Below are 19800 nucleotides of genomic sequence, written 5' to 3'. Positions count from 1 at the left end.
GGGCTCGCCGCGCCATCCCCTCGTCGAGCTCTTCAGGAGAGGAATCCGTCATGGCGCTCACCGACCAGGACCGCATTGCCATCACCGAATTGATCGCCATGCACGGTCATCTCTGCGACAGCGGGCGGCTCGACCGTCTCGACGAGGTCTTCACCGTGGACGTCACCTACGACATCACCGATCTTGGTTACCCGCCCCTGAAAGGTGTGGCGGCCTGCGCCGAGGCCGGGCGGGCTCTGGGCGAGTCGAACTCGGTCGGTCACCATGTCACCAACGTCGTCCTCACCGAGAACACCGACGGGACCGTGGGGGCGCTGTCCAAGGGAATCGGTATCAACGGGGACGGCACGAGTGGGAGCGTGACCTACGAAGACACAGCCGTGCGCACGGACCAGGGATGGCGCATCAGCCACCGCAAGATCCTCGCACGCCGGGCGCCCCTGGGCGGGTGAGGCCGTGGCGGCGCGTCGCCTCACATTCCGGAGGGCCGATCCCGATCTCGACGACGTGTCCCCTGACCTGGCCGACCGCCCACTCGCGAGCGCCCCGCAGCAGCCTGCGCTCTCACACGCCCATCTGGCGGTCGTATCCGTCGGCGAGCCTGTCGAAGACGCGGCGGACGTGGTCGTCTGTGGAGGCTCTCATGCCGGGTGATCCCCTCCTCGCGGACCGGGTGACTTCATCATTCATCACGGGTCGGGACGGCGCGCGCCTCTTCGTGCTCGGGCGTCAGTAGATTCGGAAGTAGGTACTAATCTATGATCTAACTATGAAGAACGTACATAACTATGAGCGGGACCCGGAAGGGTTCCTCTACGACCCCCGGGTCAGGGCGGCGGTGGACCGGTTCGCCGGCGGTGAGGACGAGCTGCCGTCCCTTGAGGCGGCGGCCGCCGTCCGTACCGCCTACCACGCCGTCGAACGCATGCGCGCCCACGGCTCCGAGGGCAGAGGAGTCAGTGCCGGCGCCCTCGACCTGCTGGTCCGGCTCGGTGGCGGCGGCCAGGGGATCAGCATCGGCGATCTGGCCCGCGCCGCGGGGGTGAGTTCGCGCAACGTCACCGGCTTGGTGGACACGCTGGAACGCGACGGGCTGGTCCGCCGGGTTCCGGATCCGAGTGATCGTCGTTCTGTCCTGGCCGAGATCACGCCTGCGGGCCGGGAGTGGATCGACGCCTTCCGCGAGCCGTCGCGGCGGGCGATGCGCGCGATGTTCCAGGGGTTCACGCCGGAGGAACTGGTCGTCTTCCGAGACCTGTGCCTGCGGCTGGCCGCCAACCAGCACCGCCTCGCCGACCATCTCCGTCAGATCGGATCCCAGTCATGACCCTCACAACCCGGGAGCGGACTCGCCGCGCTGTGCGCGGGTATCACCAGGCGCGCTTCCGGGGCGACGTCGAGGCGGCGGCGGCGCACCTCGGAGAGCCGTTCCGGTTCCAGAGCCCGTTCATCAGCTCCGACGATCGGGCGGGACATCTGGGCACACTGCCGGGCTTCGTGTCGATCGTGACCGGGGTCGACCTCATCAGTGAGCTGTACGGGGAAGCCGAGGCGACGCTCGTGTACGACGTGCACACCGCGACGCCGGCCGGCACCCAGCGCACCGCCGAGCACTTCCGCCTGGACGGCGACAAGATCATTTCGATCACGCTCATCTTCGACGCCTCGCCGTGGCAGTCGATGAAAGCCCGGATCGAGCTGTGATCCGACGGCCGGGGGAGCGCGCGAAGGCCGCTCCCGCTGCGGGGGCGGCCGTTCGGTCTTCGCGTGAACGCCGGGTGGTCAGCGCAGGACGGAGCGGACCAGGTCGCGGATCTCCTCCCGGCGGTCCCGGGCGACCAGAGCGAACACGACGGCCATCCCGATGGGCAGGAGGGCCCAGGCGGGCTCGATGACGAGGATCTGGGTGAGCGCGGCGCCGGCCATCAGGCCGATGAGGCCGAGTGAGGCGGCGCCCGCCAGCCTCGGGATCAGCAGGCCGATCCCGCCGGCGAGCTCGACGGCGCCGGTCACGTACCGGAACCACTGGCCCCAGCCGATCAGGTCGAAGGTGTGCACCGCGTTCGCCTCGCCGGCGAACTTGGGGAGCGCGGACGCGATGATCAAGAAGGCGGCGATGAGGATCTGCAGGACCCAGAGTGTCCTGCGCAGGGCGCTCATGCGGGTGCGGGTGACGGGGGCGGCGGCGTGGGTGGCGGCCATGAGGGGTGCCCTTCCGGTTCGATCGGCTCTCTGACCACGCGTCGTCCGGCCCGCCCCGAAATCGACACGCCTCCCGATTTCTTTTCAAGATTTTTCCGCTGCCGAGTCGACTCCGTATTGCACTGATCGTTCCAAAACGTGTTACCGTGTGCTCATGGCACGACCGAGGATGTTCGACGAGGATCGGGCGGTCGAGGCCGCGATGCGCGCGTTCTGGAGCGCGGGCTACGAGGCGACCTCCACCCAGGATCTGTGCGAGGCCACCGGACTGGGCCGCAGCAGCATCTACAACACCTTCACCAGCAAGCACGACCTGTTCGAGAAGGCCCTGCGCCGCTACATGCGTTCCAAGAACGCGCCGACGTTCGAGCTGCTGGAAGGCGACCTGCCGGTACGCGAGAAGGTGCGGGCCCTGCTGTGGAACACCGTCGAGACGGACACCGATGATCCCCTCGGCTGCCTGGTGGTCAACAGCGTGATCGAGCTGGCGCCGCGCGATCCCGAGATCGCGGCCCTGCTCCGGCGTGACCAGGAGCGGCGTCTGGAGGCGCTGCGCGTCGCGTTCGAGGAGGGGATGCGCGCGGGAGAGATCGACGCGGGCAAGGACCCGCTCGCCCTCGCCCACTTCGTCGTCGCCACGATCGGCGGCATGCGCGTCGCCGCGCGCGGGGGTGCCGACCGGGTCACGTTGGAGGCGATCGCGACCACCGCTCTCGGCGCGATCTGAGCGCCCCCGGTACGGCCCCGACGGCCCGCCGCCGAGGCGTACGGCCCCGACGGCCCGCTGAGGCGCGGTTCCGAGAAGGTCCGGCCGGCTCCGGGGGCGCCCACGTCTGTCGGACGTGAACGGCTCGGCCTGGCCCGCCGTCGAGGCTCACCGCGCTGATCCGTGCCTGCCGTAAACCATCCCTTTCTTCACCCTCATTTTGAACTGATCCATCCAAAATATCAGGGAGGCTCTCCGATGCCCTTGGCCGTCTACATCCTCGGCCTGGCGATATTCGCCCAAGGCACCTCCGAGCTGATGCTCGCGGGCCTGCTCCCCGAGATCGCCACCGACCTCGGGGTCTCCATCCCCGACGCCGGGATGCTGATCTCGGCCTTCGCCATCGGCATGCTCGTGGGCGCGCCGGTGCTGGCCGTCGTCACCCTGCGCAGCCCACGCCGTACGACCCTGCTGGCCTTCCTGGTGATCTTCGTGCTCGCGCACGTCGCCGGGGCGCTGACGCCGGGCTACGGGCTGCTCTTCGTCACCCGGATCGTGGGCGCGTTCGTCTACGCGGGCTTCTGGGCCGTCGCCGCGGTCACCGCGGTCGGCCTGGTGCCCGCGAACGCGCGGGGCAAGGCGATGAGCATCATCGCGGGCGGCCTCACCGTGGCCACGATCATCGGCCTCCCGGCGGGCACGCTCATCGGCCAGCACCTCGGATGGCGGGCGGCCTTCTGGGCGGTGGCGGTCCTTTCGGCCCTCGCGACGATCGGCGTGCTCGCCACCATTCCCGGCGGCCGTCCCAGCGGGGCCGGTGCCCCTCGGCTGCGTGACGAACTGCGCGCCATGGCCGCCCCACGGCTGTGGCTGGCGTACGGCACGACGGCGCTGGCCACCGGCGCTCTGCTCGTCACGTTCAGCTACCTCGCGCCGTTTCTGACGGAAACGACCGGGCTGCCGTCGAGCTGGGTGCCCGGGGTGCTGGCCCTGTACGGCGCGGGTGCGCTCATCGGCATCACGATCGGCGGCCGCAGGGCCGACGCGCACCCGGTCGGCACGCTCTACCTCGGGATCGCGGGGGCCGTCGTCGTCTCGGCCGGCCTGGCCCTGGCCGGCGGCACCCCCGCGCTCGCCGTCCCGCTGGTCTTCCTGCTCGGCGCGTTCGGGTTCTTCGTCAACCCCGCGCTGAACACGCGGGTGTTCAGCCTGGCGGACGGGGCCCCGACGCTGGCCGCCGCCACGAACGTCTCGGCCTTCAACGTCGGGATCACCGCGGGACCGTGGCTCGGTGGCCTGGCGATCGACGCGGGCGCCGGGTATCCGTCGGTGGCCTGGATCGGCGCGGCGCTCGGCGTGGCCGGGCTCGGTACGGTCGCGGCCGGCGTCCTGCGGAGCACTCGCTCCCGTACGGCCGACGCCGGCGCCGCGGCCGTCCCCGAGTGCTCGCCGGTCGCCGGAAACTGAAACCGGGGTCCGCTCGGTGAGCGGACCCCGGTCGTCCGGCGCCGTTCCCGGGCCGGAGGGTCGTCGAGAACAGGGATCAGAGCCGGCCGCTCTCGATCGCCTGCTTCAGGGCCACCTGGGTCTGCTGGTGCGCGCCGGCGCCGTTGTCGGCGACGAAGTCGATCAGCGAGGCGTCCGCGTCGAAGGTGAGACGCTCGGTGACCGTGGTCCTGCCGAGCGGCACGGGAGTGAACGTGATCTTCTGGTGCGTGACGACGTTCGGCTCGGACCAGGTGTCGGTCTCGTAGTAGAGCTCGTCGCGGTGGATGCGCTGCTGGGCCTGGGTCTTGCTGGTCACGATCGTGCCCTGGTAGGGGATGTCCTCGATCGCGGTGAAGTTGATGGTGCGGATGTCGTCCTGGGTCCAGTCCTTGTAGGTGACCACGCGCTTGAGGAACGGGGCCCGGCCGAGGTGGTTGTTGATGTTGGAGTAGGCGGGGAACACCTTGCCGATCGGCGCGTCGATCGTGATCGAGATCTCGCGTACGGCCCGGCTCCGTCCCGAGTCCGGCGCGGGGGGAGTGGTGTCGTAGAACTTGTAGGTGTCCCACGCGGCCTGCCACTGGGCGGCCAGTTCGGCGTCGGTCTCGGTGGTGTCCGCGCCGGCCGGGGCGGACATCGCGGTGAGGATGACGGTCGCGGCGACCAGCGGGGCCGCGAGAAGTCTGATGAGTTTCTTCACGAATACCTCAAGAGGCGACAGTAGGTGCGAATGCTCTTCTATCGCATGTGATCGTGATTTACCGCCCTTTGAGCGGAAGACGCAGAGAAAAGTTTGCACCGCTTACCGAGGCCGCCACCCCGGTGCTAGCCTCCCGGTGGAGGACGCGCGAAGACCACGGTCCGGTATGGGTTAGTCCGGGCGGCGCATCGCGTTGAACACCACATCTCGGTGAGATGTGACCTGTGCGTCCCTTTCTCTGTCATGCTCCGAGGAAGGGACGGTTGCGATGCCGCATCCGCATGTCATCATCATCGGCGCCGGGCTGGGCGGGCTGTGCCTGGCGCAGGGGCTCCTCCGGCAGGGCGTCGACGTCAGCGTGTACGAACGGGACGACTCTCTGACCTCCCGCCGGCAGGGCTACCGCATCCACATCGACGGCCACGGCGCCCGCGCGCTGGCGCGGAACCTGCCCGAGCACCTGTACGAGCTGTTCCTCGCCACCTCCGGCACCCCGCGCACGAGCACGCCCGTCTTCGACCACAACCTCGGACGGCCGGCCATGCTGGAGCCGTCCGGCGACGACGTCCACCTCGCCGTGGACCGGCTGGTGCTGCGGCGGATCCTCCTGGCGGGCGTCGAGCGCGTCGCCTCCTTCGGCAAGCGGTACACCCACTTCGAGAGGAACGCCGACGGCCGCGTCACCGCGTACTTCTCCGACGGCACGGCGGCGGTCGGCGACGTGCTCGTCGCGGCCGACGGGGTGAACTCCCCGGTGCGCGAGCAGTACCTGCCGCAGGCCCGCATCGTCGACACCGGCCTGCGGCAGCTGTACGGCAAGGTCCCGCTGACCGCGGAGACGCGCGGGTTGTTCCTGGACGAGATGTTCGCGGTGTTCACCCCGATCATCGGGCCGAACCGGAACTTCGTCGGAGTGGCCCCGGTACGGTTCCCCGAGCCGCCCGCTCAGGCGGCTGCCCGGCTCGCCCCGGAGGTGCCACTGCCCGACACGCAGGACTACATGACCTGCACGTTCGGCGCGCGTCCGGAGTTCCTGCCCTGTGACGACGACGGACTGCGCGCGATGTCGGGGAGCGAACTCCAGGCCATGACGCTGGAGATGATCGAAGGCTGGCACCCCCGGGTCCGCCGGATCATCGAGCACTGGGACACCGAGACGATCTTCCCGCTCGTCCTGCGGACCAGCGTGCCCATCGACCCCTGGCCGGCCACGAACATCACCCTGCTCGGCGACGCGATCCACGCGATGAGCCCGGCCGGCGGCGTCGGCGCCAACACCGCCCTGCGCGACGCCGCCGTCCTCGGCGCCGCGCTGGGCGAGGTGGCCGCGCGGGGCAAGCCGGTCGCCGACGCGGTGGCGGAGTACGAGGCGGCGATGACCGGGTACGGCTTCGAGAACGTGCGCGTGTCGGCGAGGAACGGACAGCGGTTGCTCGGCCAGGATCCCCTGCCCGAGGCCTGAGGCCCTGCCGTCCGGCCCGGCACGAGTCCGGGAGCGCGGACGCCGTCCCGCTTCCGGACTGTTTCGGGTCATGCCCTTCCATCGGCGGGGTCACGGAAAAGGAGGACGTCGTCAATAACGCGGAAATGTCCGGCAGGTCGGTGTGAAGAAACGGCCACGGGGTGCCATCTCAATGCCTTGCGTCTTCCCTGATCAGGGCTTATCCCCCTATTCACGCTTATCGTTACGCCACCCCGTGAAGGGTAGGAAACGGAGCGAAAGACGCCGCGATAAAGGGGGGCATATGATCAGGACACTCCACAGGATGGGCATACGCTCCGGCATGATGTACACCGCCGGGGTGATGTCCGTCGGCGCGTCGTTCATCTCCTGGTTGCTGTCCAAGGAGTACGAAGGCGACATCGCCCGCGCCGACCGCTGGGGGCTGTTCGTCGGCGAATGGGCGCCGACCTTCTTCGCGCTCGGGGTCGCCCTCCGGCTCGAGGAGACCCGGGAGGAGATGATCTCCGGTCAGCCCATGGAGGAGCGTGGGGAGCGCATGAGCCGCCGCTTCGGCGGCCGGGTGCCCGCAGGAATCTAGACCTGTACTCCGCACGACCCGGATCTCCCTGATCATCAGTGATCGACGCAGGCGGATGAGGGCGATGTGCGGAGAACGGGACCGGCGTCGGCCGGCGGGACGCGCTCCCGCCGGCCCGCCTCCCCGGCGTCCGGCACAGGGAATCAGAGGCGCTGGGCCTTGCTGAGCAGGCGCTGGGCGATCACCACCAGGGCGAGGAAGCCGCCGCTGACGACCTGCTGGAACGACGAGGTGAGGTCGCCGACCTGGTTGATGAGGCTCTGGATCACCCCGAGCAGCAGCACGCCGGAGATCGTCCCGGTCACGCTGCCCGCCCCGCCGGTCAGGAGCGTCCCGCCGATGACCACCGCGGCGATCGCGTCCAGCTCCAGCCCGATCCCCAGGATCGTGACGCCGGAGGACAACCGGGCCGCGTTCAGCGCGCCCGCGAGCCCGGCGAGCAGGCCCGACATGAGATACACCATGATCTTGGTCCGGGCGACGGGCACGCCCATCAAGGTGGCCGCCTGCTCGTTGCCGCCGATCGCGAAGACGTTCTGCCCGAAACCGGTGCGTTGCAGCAGGAGCATGCCGAGCACCGCCAGCACCGCGGTGATGTAGACCGGGTAGGTGAGGCCGAACAGCTCTCCCTGGCCGAGACGGGCGAAGGCCGTGTCCTTGACGAGGTAGGTGGTCGCGCCCTCGTTCGAGATCGCCAGCATCAGGCCGCGCACGCCGAGGAGGCCGGCCAGCGTCACGATGAAGGGCGCCATGCCGGTCCTGGCGATGATCACCCCTTGGACGAGGCCGACCAGTCCGCACACCACCAGGGGAAGCAGCAGCGCCACCGCGGCGCCGGCCTGCGAGCCGTACGCCGCCAGCACCCCGCCGAGGACGAACAGCGACCCGACCGACAGGTCGATGCCGCCGCTGATGATCACGAACGTCATGCCGAGGGCGATGAGGGCGAGGAACGACGACGAGACCACGATGCTCGCCAGGTTCTCGGCGCTGGCGAAGAAGTCGAAGGCCACGCTGCCGAAGACCACGAGGGCCACCAGGACGATCAGGGCGCCGTGGTGCTGGAGGAGGTGCCCCAGCCGCTCCCGGCGGGCGGCGCCCACCGTCCGTACGGCCGGGGCCCGCAGCTTGGGGGACACTGTCGAATCGGTCATCGGGTCCCACGCTCCCGGGTGACGTACACGGCGGCGAGGATGATGACCGCCTGGACCATCTGCGTCCACGACTGGGGCAGGTTGTGCTTGATGAGCGTCGCGGAGAGCAGCTGCATCAGCAGGGCCCCCATGACGGTGCTGAAGACCCTGATCCGCCCGCCCGCCAGCGGGGTGCCGCCGACCACCACGGCGGTGATCGCCGACAGCTCGATGAACAGCCCGAGCGAAGTGGGGTCGCTCGCCTGCAGCCGGGCGGTGGCGAGGACCCCGGCCAGCGCGGCGAGCACGCCCGAGATGATGTAGACGGTCAGCAGCACCCGCTTCACCGGCAGTCCGGACAGCTCGCTCGCCGTACGGTTCCCGCCGATGGCGACCACCTGGCGGCCGAACGTCGTCCGGCGCACGAGGAAGGCCACGACGAGGGTCAGCGCCGCCGCCACGATCACGATGATCGGGACCCCCGCGACCGAGCTGCTGCCGAGCGCGATCAGATCGGGGTTGCGGAACTCCATCAGCTGCGGCACGAGCACGTTCGCCAGCCCGCGCACGCCCACGAGGAGCGCGAGCGTGGCGACGATGGGCTGTACGCCCACGTACGCGACCAGTGAGCCGCCCGCGGCCCCGACGACGGCGCCCGCGACGAGCGCCACGAGCACGGCGGGCACCACGCCGTACCCCAGGTAGAGCACCACCATGGCGGCCGACATCGCCATCACCGACCCGACCGACAGGTCGATCCCCTGCGTCCCGATCACCAGCGCCATGCCCAGCGACACGATCACGATGGGCGTGACCTGCACGAGCTGGGTGCGGAAGTTGGCGACGTCCATGAACCTCGGGGTGAACAGCACGTTGAGGAGCAGCAGGGCGAGCACGGCGGCGTACACGCCGTACTCCTGGAGCCAGGCGAACAGGCGCGCCCGGTCGGCCTTCGGGACCCGGGCCGTGGCCGTCGCGTCGGTCATCGGGGCCCGCCTTCGGCGGAGTGGTCCCCGGCCGGTTCCGGCAGGGGATCCCGGGGCGGCGGGGAATGGTCGGCGATGGAGGCCATGATTCCTTCCTCGGTCACATCGGCGCCGGACAGCTCGGCCACCACGGCGCCCTCCCGGAGGACGACGATGCGGTCGGCGCCCTCCGCGAGTTCCTCCAGGTCGGAGGAGATCAGCAGCACGCCCAGGCCCTCGCCCGCCAGCTCGTCGATCAGGCCCTGGACCTCGGCCTTCGCGCCCACGTCGATGCCGCGCGTGGGCTCGTCGAGCAGCAGCGCCTTGGGCCGCATGGCGAGCCAGCGCGCCAGCAGCACCTTCTGCTGGTTGCCGCCGGACAGTTCCGACACCTTCTGGTCGGGCGAGGCGGCCTTGATGCGGAGCCGGCGCATGTAGGTGCCGACGATCTCGTCGACGCGGGCGTCCGACACCACCCCGCCCCTGGCCAGGTGGGGGAGGGAGGCCAGGGCGATGTTCTCGCGGACCGAGAGGTTCGGAATGATCCCTTCGGCCTTGCGGTCCTCGGGGAGGAGGCTGACGCCCGCGCGGATCGCCGCGGCGGTGGAGCCGCGGGGCAGCGCGAGCCCGGCCACCTCCACCTCCCCGGCGTCGAGCGGCAGCGCCCCCATGATCGCCTTCGCCGTCTCGCTGCGGCCCGCCCCGAGGAGCCCGCCGAGGCCGACCACCTCGCCGGGCCGTACGCTGACCGAGACCTCGCGCAGGACGTGCCGCCGGGTGAGCCCGCGGGCCCGCACGACCGGTTCGCCCGGTTCGCCCGCCGAGGTGGCGTGCTGCTCGCGGGAGAACCTGGTCGCCCCGCCGCTGCGCACCTCGTCGAGGTCGCGGCCGAGCATGAGCGAGATGAGCTGGAGCCGCTCCAGGCCGGCCATCGGGCCGGTGTGCGCGAGCCGCCCGTCGCGGAGCACGGTGACCCGGTCGCACACCTGGTAGAGCTCGTCGAGCCGGTGACTGACGTAGATCACGGCGATGCCGTCGTCGCGGAGCCGCCTGATCACCTCGAACAGCGTGTCGACCTCGCGGGGTTCGAGCGAGGAGGTCGGCTCGTCCATGATGACGACCTTCGCCCGGACGGACACCGCCCTGGCCAGGGCGACCATCTGCTGCGCCCCCATGCCGAGCGTGCGGAGGGGACGGCGGACGTCGGTCCGCACGCCGTACCGTCCGAGGAGGCGCTCGGCCTCGGCGTACATGCGGGCGGCGTCGATGACGCCGAGCCGGTTGCGCGGTTCGCGGCCGAGCAGCAGATTGCGGGCCACGCTCATCATCGGGACGAGGTTGACCTCCTGATAGATCGTCGAGATACCCGACCGCTGGGCGTCCAGCGGCGTGGCGAAGGCGGCGGGCTCACCGAGGTACCGCAGCTCGCCGCCGTCCGGCCGGTGGACGCCCGTGAAGATCTTGATCAGGGTCGACTTCCCGGCGCCGTTCTCGCCCACCAGGGCGTGCACCTCGCCGGCGAGCAGGGCGAACGACACCCCGTCGAGCGCGACGACGCCCGGGAAACGTTTGGTGACGTTGTCGGCCTCCAGCACCGGCCCGGCCTCCAGCACGGGCCCGGCCTGCGGCACCGGGCCCGCCACCGGTTCGGACGCGCCCAACGGCTTCCCCCTCACCATCGATCAGTAGGCCTCGTCCAGGCCGGCCTTGGCCGTGTCCTCGGCGTACTCCCGGTCGGAGATGACCACCTTGTCGGGGATCGGCTGCCCGTCCAGGAACTTCTGGGCCGTCTCGAAGGCGAGCGGGCCGAACCTCGGATTGGATTCGATCACGGAATACAGCCAGCCGTCGATGATGCCCTGAACAGCGCTGCGGGTGCCGTCCACCGAGACGATCTTGATGTTGCCGGGCTCCTTGCCCGCGCCCTTGAGGGCCGTCACCGCGCCGAGCGCCATCTCGTCGTTCTCGGCGTAGATGCCGTTGATGTCGGGGTTGGACTGGATGAGCTGCTCGGTGACCTGCTGACCCTTCTCGCGGGCGAACTCGCCGGTCTGCTCGAAGGAGATCTCGATGCCGGGGGCCTGCTTCTGGATCTGCTCCTTGAAGCCGTTGGTGCGCTCGGTCGTGACGTTGTTGCCGGGCGCGCCGAGCAGGATCGCGACCTTCCCCTTGCCGCCCAGCGCCTTGATCATCTGGTCGGCGGCGCGCTTGCCCTGCTGGTAGAAGTCCGACCCGATGAACGTCAGGTAGTCGCCGCACGCCTTGGCGTTGATCTTCCGGTCGACCGTGATGATGGGGATCTTCTTGGCGGCCGCCTGCTGGAGCACCGGCTCCCAGCCGTCGGAGTTCAGCGGGGCGATGACGAGCAGCCGGGCGCCCTGCGCGATCAGCTGCTGCACGTCGGTGATCTGCTTGGAGAACTGCGACTGCGCGTTGGTCACCCGGAGTTTCCCGATGCCCAGCCGGCCCGCCTCGTCCTTGATCGACTTGGTCTCGGCGATGCGGAACGGGTTGGCCTCCTTCTCCGACTGCGAGAAGCCCACCGTGGCGGTCTTGAGGTCGAACTTCTGGCCGCCGAACCTGTCCAGGGTGCAGGTCGGGCCGGCGTCCCCGGCGGGGGTCTGCACCACCTGCTGTCCCTGGGTGTCGCCGGCCGAGGGGGCGGCGGCGGTCTGCTCGGTCCGCGCGCAGCCGGCGGCCGCGAGCGCCACGGCGAGGGTGAGGGCCGCCGTACGGACGCGGCGACCGGGCTCCATGGTCATGATCGTTCCCTTTCCATCAGGCCTGGTTGCGGGCCCGTTTCGAGCGAGGGGGAGCGGCCGGGACGGCGGCCGCTCCCCGGGTGCCGGTCAGCCGCAGGCGACCGCCGTGCCGTCGGTGACGGCCTTGTTGGCGTCGTGGACGCGCTGGACGTCCGGCTTGGTCACGGCCCGGTCGTAGGTCATCAGGCCGTTGAGCTCGGTCTCCACGTCGGTCGTCTGGGTGTAGATCGCGGCGCTGAGCCCCTTGCAGCTCTCCAGCCGCTGCACTTCCTTGCCCATGTTCACGTACCGGTTGGTGAGCGCCACCGGGTCGGACTCCACCGCGTAGCCCCAGCCGCCGCCGGACCAGGTGTGCCCGATCACCGGCAGGCCCAGCCCGCCGTACTCGCCGATCACCGTCACCCGCGCGTCGACGGGCTTGTCCGGGACGGCCGGGTCGGGGTAGGTGTGGAAGTCCTTCACATCGCCGTTGCCGCCGTCCCTGGCCGCGCAACAGTTGATGCCGCTCATGTTGTTCACCAGGCGGGAGGGGTCCCAGCCCTTCACCAGGTCGGCGATCCTGGCCTGGTCGTACTGGCCCCAGCCCTCGTTGAACGGCACCCACATCACGATCGACGGGACGCTGCGGTGCTGGTCGACCATCTCCTTCAGCTCGGCCTCGAACTGCGCCCTCTCCTGCGCGTTCGGGTCGCCGGCCATCGAGGGCATGTCCTGCCACACCAGGAGGCCGAGCCTGTCGGCCCAGTAGTACCAGCGGTCCGGCTCCACCTTCACGTGCTTGCGCACCGCGTTGAAGCCCAGCCGCTTGGTCTGGACGAGGTCGTACTTCAGCGCCTCGTCCGTCGGGGCGGTGTAGAGGCCGTCGGGCCAGAAGCCCTGGTCGAGCGGGCCCATGTGGAAGGTCGGCTTGCCGTTGAGCAGCAGGCGGGCGACGTCGTCCACCTGACCGACCGCGATCGAGCGCATCCCGAAGTAGCTGCCGACCGAGTCGACCTTCTTGTGCCCCTTCTTCAGCACGACCTCCAGGTCGTACAGGAAGGGGTCGTCCGGCGACCACAGACGCGGGTCGCGTACCGGCAGGGTCAGCTCCGTACCCGCCGGCCCGCTGACGGTGCCCACGACGCGGTGCCCGGCGCGGGCGGTGAGCACCGCCGTGAGGCCGGTGGCGCCGGCGGCGTCCACGGTGGCCTTCAGCGCCTTGCCCGGCACGTCGGGGGTGAGGCGGAGCGCGTCGACGTGCGCGGCGGCCGCCGGCTCCATCCACACCGTCCGCCAGATGCCGGAGGAGGAGGTGTAGGTGATCACGCCGTTGGTCAGCGTCTGCTTGCCGACGGGCTGGTGGCCCCGGTCCGTCGGGTCGTACACGCCGACGACCAGTTCCTGCGTGCCGAAGGGCTTCAGCGCGCCGGTCACGTCGACGGTGTGCCGGCCGTAGCCGCCCTTGTGGGTGCCCACCTGCTTGCCGTTGACGTACACGGTGGACTGCCAGTCGACGCCGTCGAGGTGCAGCAGCAGCCGGTCACCGCCCGCGCGGACCTTCCAGGAGTTCGGGACGGTGAACGTGCGGCGGTACCACATGCGCTCCTCGTGCCGCCCGATCCCGGACAGGACGGACTCCACCGGATACGGCACGACGATCTTCTCGGCGAGGTCGCGCCCGAACGGCGGTGCCTCGTCCTGCTTGGCGGCGGCGAACTGCCAGGTGCCGTTGAGGTTGTGCCAGCGGTCGCGGGTGAGCTGCGGGCGCGGGTACTCGGGGAGCGGCGAGGAGGGGTCGACGTCCTTGGCCCACTTCGTCGCCAGGATGTACGTCGAGGTGTTCTCGACGAGGACGTGGGAGAACGCCGGCAGCGCCGTGCCGTCGGCGAAGGCGAGGCCGCCGTTGCCGTCGTAGGACAGCCGTACGGAGGCGCCCGCCTGGGCGGGGATCGAGAAGCCGAGCTTCAACCGGATCACCGAGCGCCGGGTGGTGTCCTGGGTGACCGAGGTGACGGGCCACTTGGTGCCCTTCACGGTCAGGACGAGGTGCTCGGCCGTGCCCGCGGGGATCGCGGCGAGGTCGGCGCCGAAGTCGAGGGTCGCGGTGTCCCCGGCGGGCTCGACGACCGCCGACTTCGGGCCGGGCGGGTCGAAGCCCTCGGGGAGGTAGAAGGCCTGCGGAGGCACGATCTCCTTCGGCTGGCTCGCGCTCTGCCAGCGCAGCCGCAGGTTGGAGCCGCCGTAGTGCTCGAAGTACTCGATCTTGAAGTCGTACTTCCGGCCCGCCTCCAGGCTGATGGGCGTGCCGATCTTCTCGACGTCCCAGACGTCCACCCAGTTGTCGATCAGCAGCTTGCCGTCGACCCACAGGCGGAAGCCGTTGTCGCCGATCATCGAGAAGGTGTACTGCTCGGAGAACTTCGGCTGGATCTGACCGGTCCAGCGGACGGTGACGTCGTCCACGCGGCCGGTGAGGTCCTTGAAGACCGGTTCCAGGTCGGGGAACTCGATGGACGGGTCGGCGACGGTCGCCTTGAGCTCGCCGAAGTCGAAGGCCCCGGGGGCCGTGCTGAGGTAGTAGTCACCGCGCAGCCCGTGCCGGGCGGCGTCGGCGGCGCTCGCGCCGCTCACCGCGGCGAGCTGCCCCGCCAGGCAGAGGAGCAGGGCCAGCAGGAGTAGGGGACTTCGTCTTTTGACATTCATCCACGGGGTCCTTTCCGCACGGGACGAGCAGCCGACGCTTCCGGACAGAACCGAACAGATTCGGCCTCGCGCTGACCTCAAATAAGCATTGGCGGACCAAAAGAGTCAAGAGTTTCGATCGGAACCGTTCTCAAACGGTCACGACCGATCCGATCGCCTGGTCATCGCCGTTCCGCTCGCGGCGGCGTCCCGTGCCCGACTATGATCGGATTCGAGCACGTCAACGAACGTCCGGCACGGATGACAGGGTGGGGAGTCGTGGGCGACGCCGAGGCACCGGGGGAGGCGCGCCGGCCCGTGTTCGCCGCCGAACGCCGGCAGCGCATCCTCGAACTGGTGCGCGTCAACGGCGCGGTGTCCTTGAGAGAGCTCGCGCAGGCGGTGCGGTCGTCGGAGGTCACCGTGCGCCGCGACCTGCGCGCGCTGGAGGCCGAAGGCCTGCTCAACCGTCACCACGGCGGCGCGACGCTGCCCGGGGAGCTGTCGCGGGAGCCCACCCACTCCCAGAAGGCCCAGGTCGCCTCCGTCGAGAAGAACATCATCGCCGATCTCGCCGCCTCACTCGTGGAGGACGGCGACGCCATCGTGATCGGCCCCGGCACCACCACCCACGAGTTCGCCCGCAGGCTCACCCGCAACACCGAGCTCGCCGTCGTCACCAACTCCCTGCTGGTCGCCCAGGCGCTGGCCGGGTCGCCGCGCGTCGAGGTCGTGCTCACCGGCGGCACCCTGCGCGGGTCGATCCTCGCCCTGGTCGGCAGCGCGGCCGAACGGTCGCTCGCGGGCCTGCGCGTGCGGCGGGCCTTCATCTCCGGCAACGGCCTCACCGCCGAGCGCGGTCTTTCCACGCCGAATCTCCAGGTGGCGAGCGTCGACCGCGCGCTCGCGGCGGCGGCCGAGGAGGTCGTCGTGCTCGCCGACCACACCAAGATCGGCATCGACACGATGGTGCAGACGGTGCCCACCGAGCAGATCGACCACCTCGTCACCGACGACGCGGCCCCCCGCGACGTCCTCGACGAACTGACCGGGCGAGGCGTCCGCCTCCACGTCGCCCGAGCCGTCTGAGAACCGACCAGGCCACCCGCCGCACAACGGCGCCGCCTTCGCCGTACCACGTTCTCGCCGACCCGGCGCCGATCAAGGACAGCACAGGGGCGGTGGGTCCCGGCCGCCGTAGTCGGTGTCCGGCCTCGCCGTGCCGCGTGCCGTTGACGTGGCGCCGAGTGGGAGGTGGCCGGGTGACTGGTTTTGATCGACCGTGACGGGATAAGTTTCCTTCTGTTACGCGGTTGTTTCCATCTCCGATCACCATCGGTCTCAACGAGGCATTCCCCTCGCCCAGGCACCTCGTCCGGGGAGGAAGCTTGTGACAGGCGGCGGCATGGCCCTCCAGGTGGCGGGCGTCACCAAGGGCTTCCCCGGCGTTCGCGCCCTCGACCACGTCTCGATGTCCGTCGCCGAGGGCGAGGTGCACGCGCTCATCGGCGGGAACGGCGCCGGGAAGTCCACCCTCGTCAACGTGCTCTCCGGCGTGTGCCGCCCCGACGGCGGCGAACTGCGCCTGTTCGGGGAACCCGTGAGCTTCGCCGGGCCGCTCCAGGCGCTGCGCGCCGGTGTCGCGACCATCTACCAGAAGGACGGCCTCGCCCCCCAGTTGAGCGTCGCCCGCACCGTCTTCCTCGGCAGGGAGCCGCGAGGCCGGTTCGGGCTGATCGACTTCGCCCGGATGCACGCCGAGGCCGAGGAGATCCTCACCGGGTACGGCCTGCGCGTCGACGTCCGCCGCCCGGTGGGGTCGCTGCCCGCCGGGACCCAGCAGATGGTGGCCCTCGCCCGTGCCGCCTCGACCGGCGCCCGGATCGTGGTGATGGACGAGCCGACGACGTCGATGGAACCCGGCGAGGTGGAGGCGCTGTTCGGCGTGATCGCCGGGCTGCGGGAGAGCGGACGGTCGGTCGTCTACGTCAGCCATCGTCTCGAAGAGCTCTACCGCGTCTGCGACCGCGTCACCGTCCTGCGCGACGGGAAGGTCGTGCACACCGGCACCATGGACGGGCTCGACCGCTTCAGGCTGGTCTCGCTCATGCTCGGCAGGCCGTACCACCCGCCGTCCCCGGCGGCCGACCCCGGTGACGGACCGGCGGACGAGCCGGGGGACCTGCCCGTGCTGGAGGCGACGGATCTGCGCCGCCGCCACGTGCTCGCCGGCATCTCCATCGCCCTCCGGCCGGGCGAGGTGGTGGGCCTCGGCGGGCTGCTCGGCGACGGCCGCAGCGAGACCGCCCGCGCCCTTGCCGGGGTGGAGCCCGTGGAGACCGGGCAGGTGACGGTGGCCGGCATCCCGCTGCGCGACTGGTCGGTCCGGAGCGCGATCAGGGCGGGTGTCGGGCTGGTGCCGGAGAACCGCAGGTCGGAGGGCATCGTGCCGAGCCTCTCGGTGCGCGACAACATCGCCCTCGCGGCGCTGCCCCGCCTGTCGCGCGTCGGCATCGTCTCCGACGCCCGCGTGGATCGCATCGTCGCGACGTTCATGCGGCGGCTGCGCATCAAGGCGGTCTCCCCGGCGCAGCGGGCCGGGGAACTGTCGGGGGGCAACCAGCAGAAGGTGCTGCTCGCCCGCTGGCTCGCGATGAACCCCAAGGTGCTGCTCCTCGACGAGCCGAGCCAGGGCGTCGACCTTCCCACCCGGGCCGAGATGCAGACCCTCATCGACGAGCTCGCCGTGGACGGGCTGGCCGTCCTGCTGGTGTCCTCGGACGTCGCCGAGCTCGTGGAGAACTGCGACCGGGTGGTGGTCCTGCGCGAGGGCGCGGTCGTGCGCGAGCTGACCGGGTGGGAGGTCACCGAGGACAACATCATGTCGGCGATCGCGGCCCCGGCCGGGAGCGGCGCCATCGGGTGACCGTGGGCCGTGCCCCTACGTCAGGGTGACGTACTGGCGGGGGCGCAGGGCCTGGCCGCGCAGCGCGGTGAGAGCGGCGGCGCGACCTGCGGGGGTCAGCGTGGCCGGGGGGTGCCCCGCGGGGGAGGGTGAGGGGGAGGAGACGCACAGATCGAACGCCTCGAGGCGATGACGTAATTCGGCGAGGGGGCCCACCACGTCGGCCGGGGTGGCCGTACGCCAGCCCTCGCCGACGACGACCTCGGTGACCCGTTCGGCGAGCGGGCCGCAGGCCAGCTCCCTGCCGTCGGCCATGATCATGAGGCCGACCTCGCGCACCGAGATCTCCATCTCGTGCTCGCCCGTCGCGGGCGTCAGCAGCGCGGTGGTGGCCGCCCGCCACATCGCGGCCGGGTCGGCGAGCAGCCGCCGGCCCGCCTCGGTGATCAGGAGCCTGCGGCCGGTACGGGCCAGCGCCCCCATCTCGTGCTGGGCGACCAGGCGCAGCGTGCGCAGGGCCATGACGTCGCCCTCGCCGCGTACGCCGCCCGCCCGCCAGCCGAACCGCTCGGCGGCCTCGGCGGCGAGGGCGCGGACGATGTTGTGCCGCTTGGTGAGCGGCACCCCCTCGGGCCGGCTCGCCAGCTCCAGCAGCCAGCACAGGGCTTCGAAACGGTGGTCCTCGGGGGTGGGGATCGGGGCGTGCAGGCGCACCTCGAACGGCTGGGCCAGCTCGCGGCGGGCGGCGCCGCGGCCGAGCACCCATCGATTGAGGCGCTCGCCGTGCACGCGGTTGAGCCAGTTGTCGCCGCCGAGCTCGGTGCGCGACTCGGTGAGCCAGCGGCGTGTCAGCCCCTCGGCGCGCTGCTTCCGCTCGTTCCCCTCGGGGTCGAGCTCGCCGGAGACGACGGCGAGCTCCAGCGCGGCCGAGCAGGCGAGGTGGGCGCCCACCTCCTCGGGCCCCATGATCGAGCTCCAGCGCAGCTCGGGCACGTCGGGCGGCAGCACTCCGGTGGCGGCCAGCGCACGCTGGTAGGCCGCCGTCCCGGCCTCGTCGCCTTCGCGGGTGTAGGTGCGCAGGATCTGGGAGGTGGTGGGCGAGGCGCACAGCGCGGCGTAGCGCTCCATGCCGCCGAGCCGCAGCAGCGCGCCCAGGGCCCGGACGATGGCGGCCTGGTCGCCGGTGACCTTCAGCGGCAGCGTGTACCAAAGGAATTCGCACACGTCGAGCTGGGTGATCGCTTCAAGGGGCTCACCGCCGATCAGCCATTCGACGGCCACCCTGGCGTCGTCGGCGACGTCCGGTTGGGACCGCTCCAGCTCGCTCAGGAGCGCGGCCACGTCGGGTGCAGGCATGCCTCGCAGTCTGCCGTATAGGGCCGGGCCCTGACGACGGCCACCGCCACGGACGATTTCCACGTCACCTACCTGTAAGACCAGAAAGAGCAGAAGGGCTGGGTTGTGCGGACTCGGGGGACGTCATATCCAGCGTTCGAACAGCATGCGCCTGTACCAATCGTGGTAGGGGATGACCTCGGCGGAGATAACGGGGTACAGCCACCAGAAGTTAACCAGGGCGATGAGCACGAAGGCACCCGAAAGCGAGGCTCCGATCGTGCGGCGCAGCGGCGAGGCGTTCACCGGCCCGATGGCCAGCCCCGCGACGAGAGTGATCGCCAGCGCCATGAACGGCACCAGGGGGGCCATGTAGAACAGGAACATCGTGCGGTGGTCGGAGACGGCGTAGTAGGCCCAGGGCAGGATCCCGGCGGCGTACGCCAGCAGCACGGCGCCGGCGCGCCAGTCGCGGGTGGAGACGTACCAGGCGATGAGCGCGATGAGGGCGATGACCGCGCCGAACCAGATGACCGGCGTGCCGACGCCGAGGACCGCCTGGGAGCACTTGTCCGCACCACAGCCGCCCGGGCTCTCGTAGAAGAACGCCACCGGGCGCAGCAGCAGCGGCCACTGCCAGGGCCACGACTGGTACGGGTGCCCGGAGGCGAGGCCGGTGTGGAAGCTCAGCACCTGCGTGTGGTAGTTCCACCAGGACCGCAGGGAGTCGAAGACGAAGAAGAAGGGCCCGCTCGACGTGGCCTGGGCCCAGTTGCGGCCCCAGCCGTAGGGGGTGGCGAACCAGCCGGTCCAGGACACCAGATAGGTGAGAGCGGGCACCAGGGCCATGGGGAGCAGGGCGGTGGGGGCGTCCTGGCGCAGCGCCGACCCGTAGGGGCGG

The 19800-nt window shown here is 70.6% G+C and carries 18 protein-coding genes; 9 read left to right on the top strand and 9 right to left on the bottom strand.

Annotated elements, in window-relative coordinates; all coding sequences use genetic code 11:
- The first annotated feature begins 50 nt into the window (after positions 1 to 50).
- The 3 genes from KIK05_RS42595 (at position 51) to KIK05_RS42585 (ending at position 1704) form a co-directional block, all read left to right on the top strand.
- Positions 51 to 452 (top strand): nuclear transport factor 2 family protein, encoded by a 402-nt coding sequence (locus KIK05_RS42595; protein ID WP_214416611.1) that lies wholly within the window; start codon positions 51 to 53, stop codon positions 450 to 452.
- A 317-nt stretch (positions 453 to 769) separates the two neighbouring features.
- Positions 770 to 1327 (top strand): MarR family winged helix-turn-helix transcriptional regulator, encoded by a 558-nt coding sequence (locus KIK05_RS42590; protein WP_214416610.1) that lies wholly within the window; start codon positions 770 to 772, stop codon positions 1325 to 1327.
- Positions 1324 to 1704: a hypothetical protein gene (locus KIK05_RS42585; RefSeq protein WP_214416609.1), complete on the top strand. Its 381-nt coding sequence runs from the start codon at positions 1324 to 1326 to the stop codon at positions 1702 to 1704. The genes KIK05_RS42590 and KIK05_RS42585 overlap by 4 nt, the downstream gene beginning before the upstream one ends.
- 78 nt (positions 1705 to 1782) lie before the next feature.
- Here KIK05_RS42585 and KIK05_RS42580 read toward each other — a convergent pair whose 3' ends face one another.
- Positions 1783 to 2202: a DoxX family protein gene (locus tag KIK05_RS42580; RefSeq protein ID WP_214416608.1), complete on the bottom strand. Its 420-nt coding sequence runs from the start codon at positions 2200 to 2202 to the stop codon at positions 1783 to 1785.
- A 154-nt stretch (positions 2203 to 2356) separates the two neighbouring features.
- On the opposite strand from KIK05_RS42580, the gene KIK05_RS42575 reads away from it, so the two are divergent.
- Both KIK05_RS42575 and KIK05_RS42570 read left to right on the top strand, forming a co-directional pair.
- Positions 2357 to 2929 carry a TetR/AcrR family transcriptional regulator gene (locus KIK05_RS42575; RefSeq protein WP_214416607.1) on the top strand — a complete coding sequence of 191 codons (573 nt, stop codon included), beginning with the start codon at positions 2357 to 2359 and terminating at the stop codon, positions 2927 to 2929.
- A 237-nt stretch (positions 2930 to 3166) separates the two neighbouring features.
- The gene (locus KIK05_RS42570) at positions 3167 to 4375 is read left to right on the top strand and encodes a Cmx/CmrA family chloramphenicol efflux MFS transporter (RefSeq protein WP_214416606.1); all 1209 of its coding nucleotides are present in this window, start codon (positions 3167 to 3169) and stop codon (positions 4373 to 4375) included.
- A gap of 76 nt (positions 4376 to 4451) precedes the next feature.
- On the opposite strand, the gene KIK05_RS42565 is transcribed toward KIK05_RS42570, so the two are convergent.
- Positions 4452 to 5096: an SRPBCC family protein gene (locus KIK05_RS42565; protein ID WP_214416605.1), complete on the bottom strand. Its 645-nt coding sequence runs from the start codon at positions 5094 to 5096 to the stop codon at positions 4452 to 4454.
- 268 nt (positions 5097 to 5364) lie between these two features.
- Here KIK05_RS42565 and KIK05_RS42560 point away from each other — a divergent pair, with 268 nt between their 5' ends.
- Both KIK05_RS42560 and KIK05_RS42555 read left to right on the top strand, forming a co-directional pair.
- Positions 5365 to 6558: an FAD-dependent oxidoreductase gene (locus tag KIK05_RS42560; protein ID WP_214416604.1), complete on the top strand. Its 1194-nt coding sequence runs from the start codon at positions 5365 to 5367 to the stop codon at positions 6556 to 6558.
- Positions 6559 to 6862: 304 nt separating this feature from the next.
- On the top strand, positions 6863 to 7138 hold the full coding sequence (locus KIK05_RS42555) for a hypothetical protein (protein ID WP_250564382.1): 276 nt from the start codon (positions 6863 to 6865) through the stop codon (positions 7136 to 7138).
- Positions 7139 to 7281: 143 nt separating this feature from the next.
- Here KIK05_RS42555 and KIK05_RS42550 read toward each other — a convergent pair whose 3' ends face one another.
- The 5 genes from KIK05_RS42550 to KIK05_RS42530 form a co-directional block, all read right to left on the bottom strand.
- A complete protein-coding gene (locus KIK05_RS42550) occupies positions 7282 to 8292 on the bottom strand; it encodes an ABC transporter permease (RefSeq protein ID WP_214416603.1) in 1011 nt (336 codons plus the stop codon).
- The gene (locus KIK05_RS42545) at positions 8289 to 9257 is read right to left on the bottom strand and encodes an ABC transporter permease (protein ID WP_214416602.1); all 969 of its coding nucleotides are present in this window, start codon (positions 9255 to 9257) and stop codon (positions 8289 to 8291) included. The genes KIK05_RS42550 and KIK05_RS42545 overlap by 4 nt, the downstream gene beginning before the upstream one ends.
- Positions 9254 to 10897: a sugar ABC transporter ATP-binding protein gene (locus KIK05_RS42540; protein WP_250564381.1), complete on the bottom strand. Its 1644-nt coding sequence runs from the start codon at positions 10895 to 10897 to the stop codon at positions 9254 to 9256. Before KIK05_RS42540 ends, KIK05_RS42545 begins: the two co-directional genes overlap by 4 nt.
- A 21-nt stretch (positions 10898 to 10918) precedes the next feature.
- Positions 10919 to 11998 carry an ABC transporter substrate-binding protein gene (locus KIK05_RS42535; protein WP_214416600.1) on the bottom strand — a complete coding sequence of 360 codons (1080 nt, stop codon included), beginning with the start codon at positions 11996 to 11998 and terminating at the stop codon, positions 10919 to 10921.
- A gap of 87 nt (positions 11999 to 12085) precedes the next feature.
- On the bottom strand, positions 12086 to 14680 hold the full coding sequence (locus KIK05_RS42530; protein ID WP_214416599.1) for a PA14 domain-containing protein: 2595 nt from the start codon (positions 14678 to 14680) through the stop codon (positions 12086 to 12088).
- Between the two features lie 240 nt (positions 14681 to 14920).
- Here KIK05_RS42530 and KIK05_RS42525 point away from each other — a divergent pair, with 240 nt between their 5' ends.
- The gene (locus tag KIK05_RS42525; RefSeq protein ID WP_214416654.1) at positions 14921 to 15748 is read left to right on the top strand and encodes a DeoR/GlpR family DNA-binding transcription regulator; all 828 of its coding nucleotides are present in this window, start codon (positions 14921 to 14923) and stop codon (positions 15746 to 15748) included.
- 316 nt (positions 15749 to 16064) lie between these two features.
- Entirely contained in the window at positions 16065 to 17585 is a 1521-nt protein-coding gene (locus KIK05_RS42520) for a sugar ABC transporter ATP-binding protein (protein WP_214416598.1), read from the top strand.
- 15 nt (positions 17586 to 17600) lie between these two features.
- Here KIK05_RS42520 and KIK05_RS42515 read toward each other — a convergent pair whose 3' ends face one another.
- Positions 17601 to 18920 carry a hypothetical protein gene (locus tag KIK05_RS42515; RefSeq protein ID WP_214416597.1) on the bottom strand — a complete coding sequence of 440 codons (1320 nt, stop codon included), beginning with the start codon at positions 18918 to 18920 and terminating at the stop codon, positions 17601 to 17603.
- Between the two features lie 123 nt (positions 18921 to 19043).
- Positions 19044 to 19800: dolichyl-phosphate-mannose--protein mannosyltransferase (locus KIK05_RS42510; RefSeq protein WP_504740209.1), on the bottom strand; the 757-nt coding region annotated here is incomplete at its 5' end.

This window comes from Sphaerisporangium fuscum (genome assembly GCF_018531465.1).
Taxonomy (GTDB): Bacteria; Actinomycetota; Actinomycetes; order Streptosporangiales; family Streptosporangiaceae; genus Sphaerisporangium; species Sphaerisporangium fuscum.
Note: the sequence above shows the minus strand (reverse complement) of the source record. Positions and strands in the feature narration are given on the sequence as shown.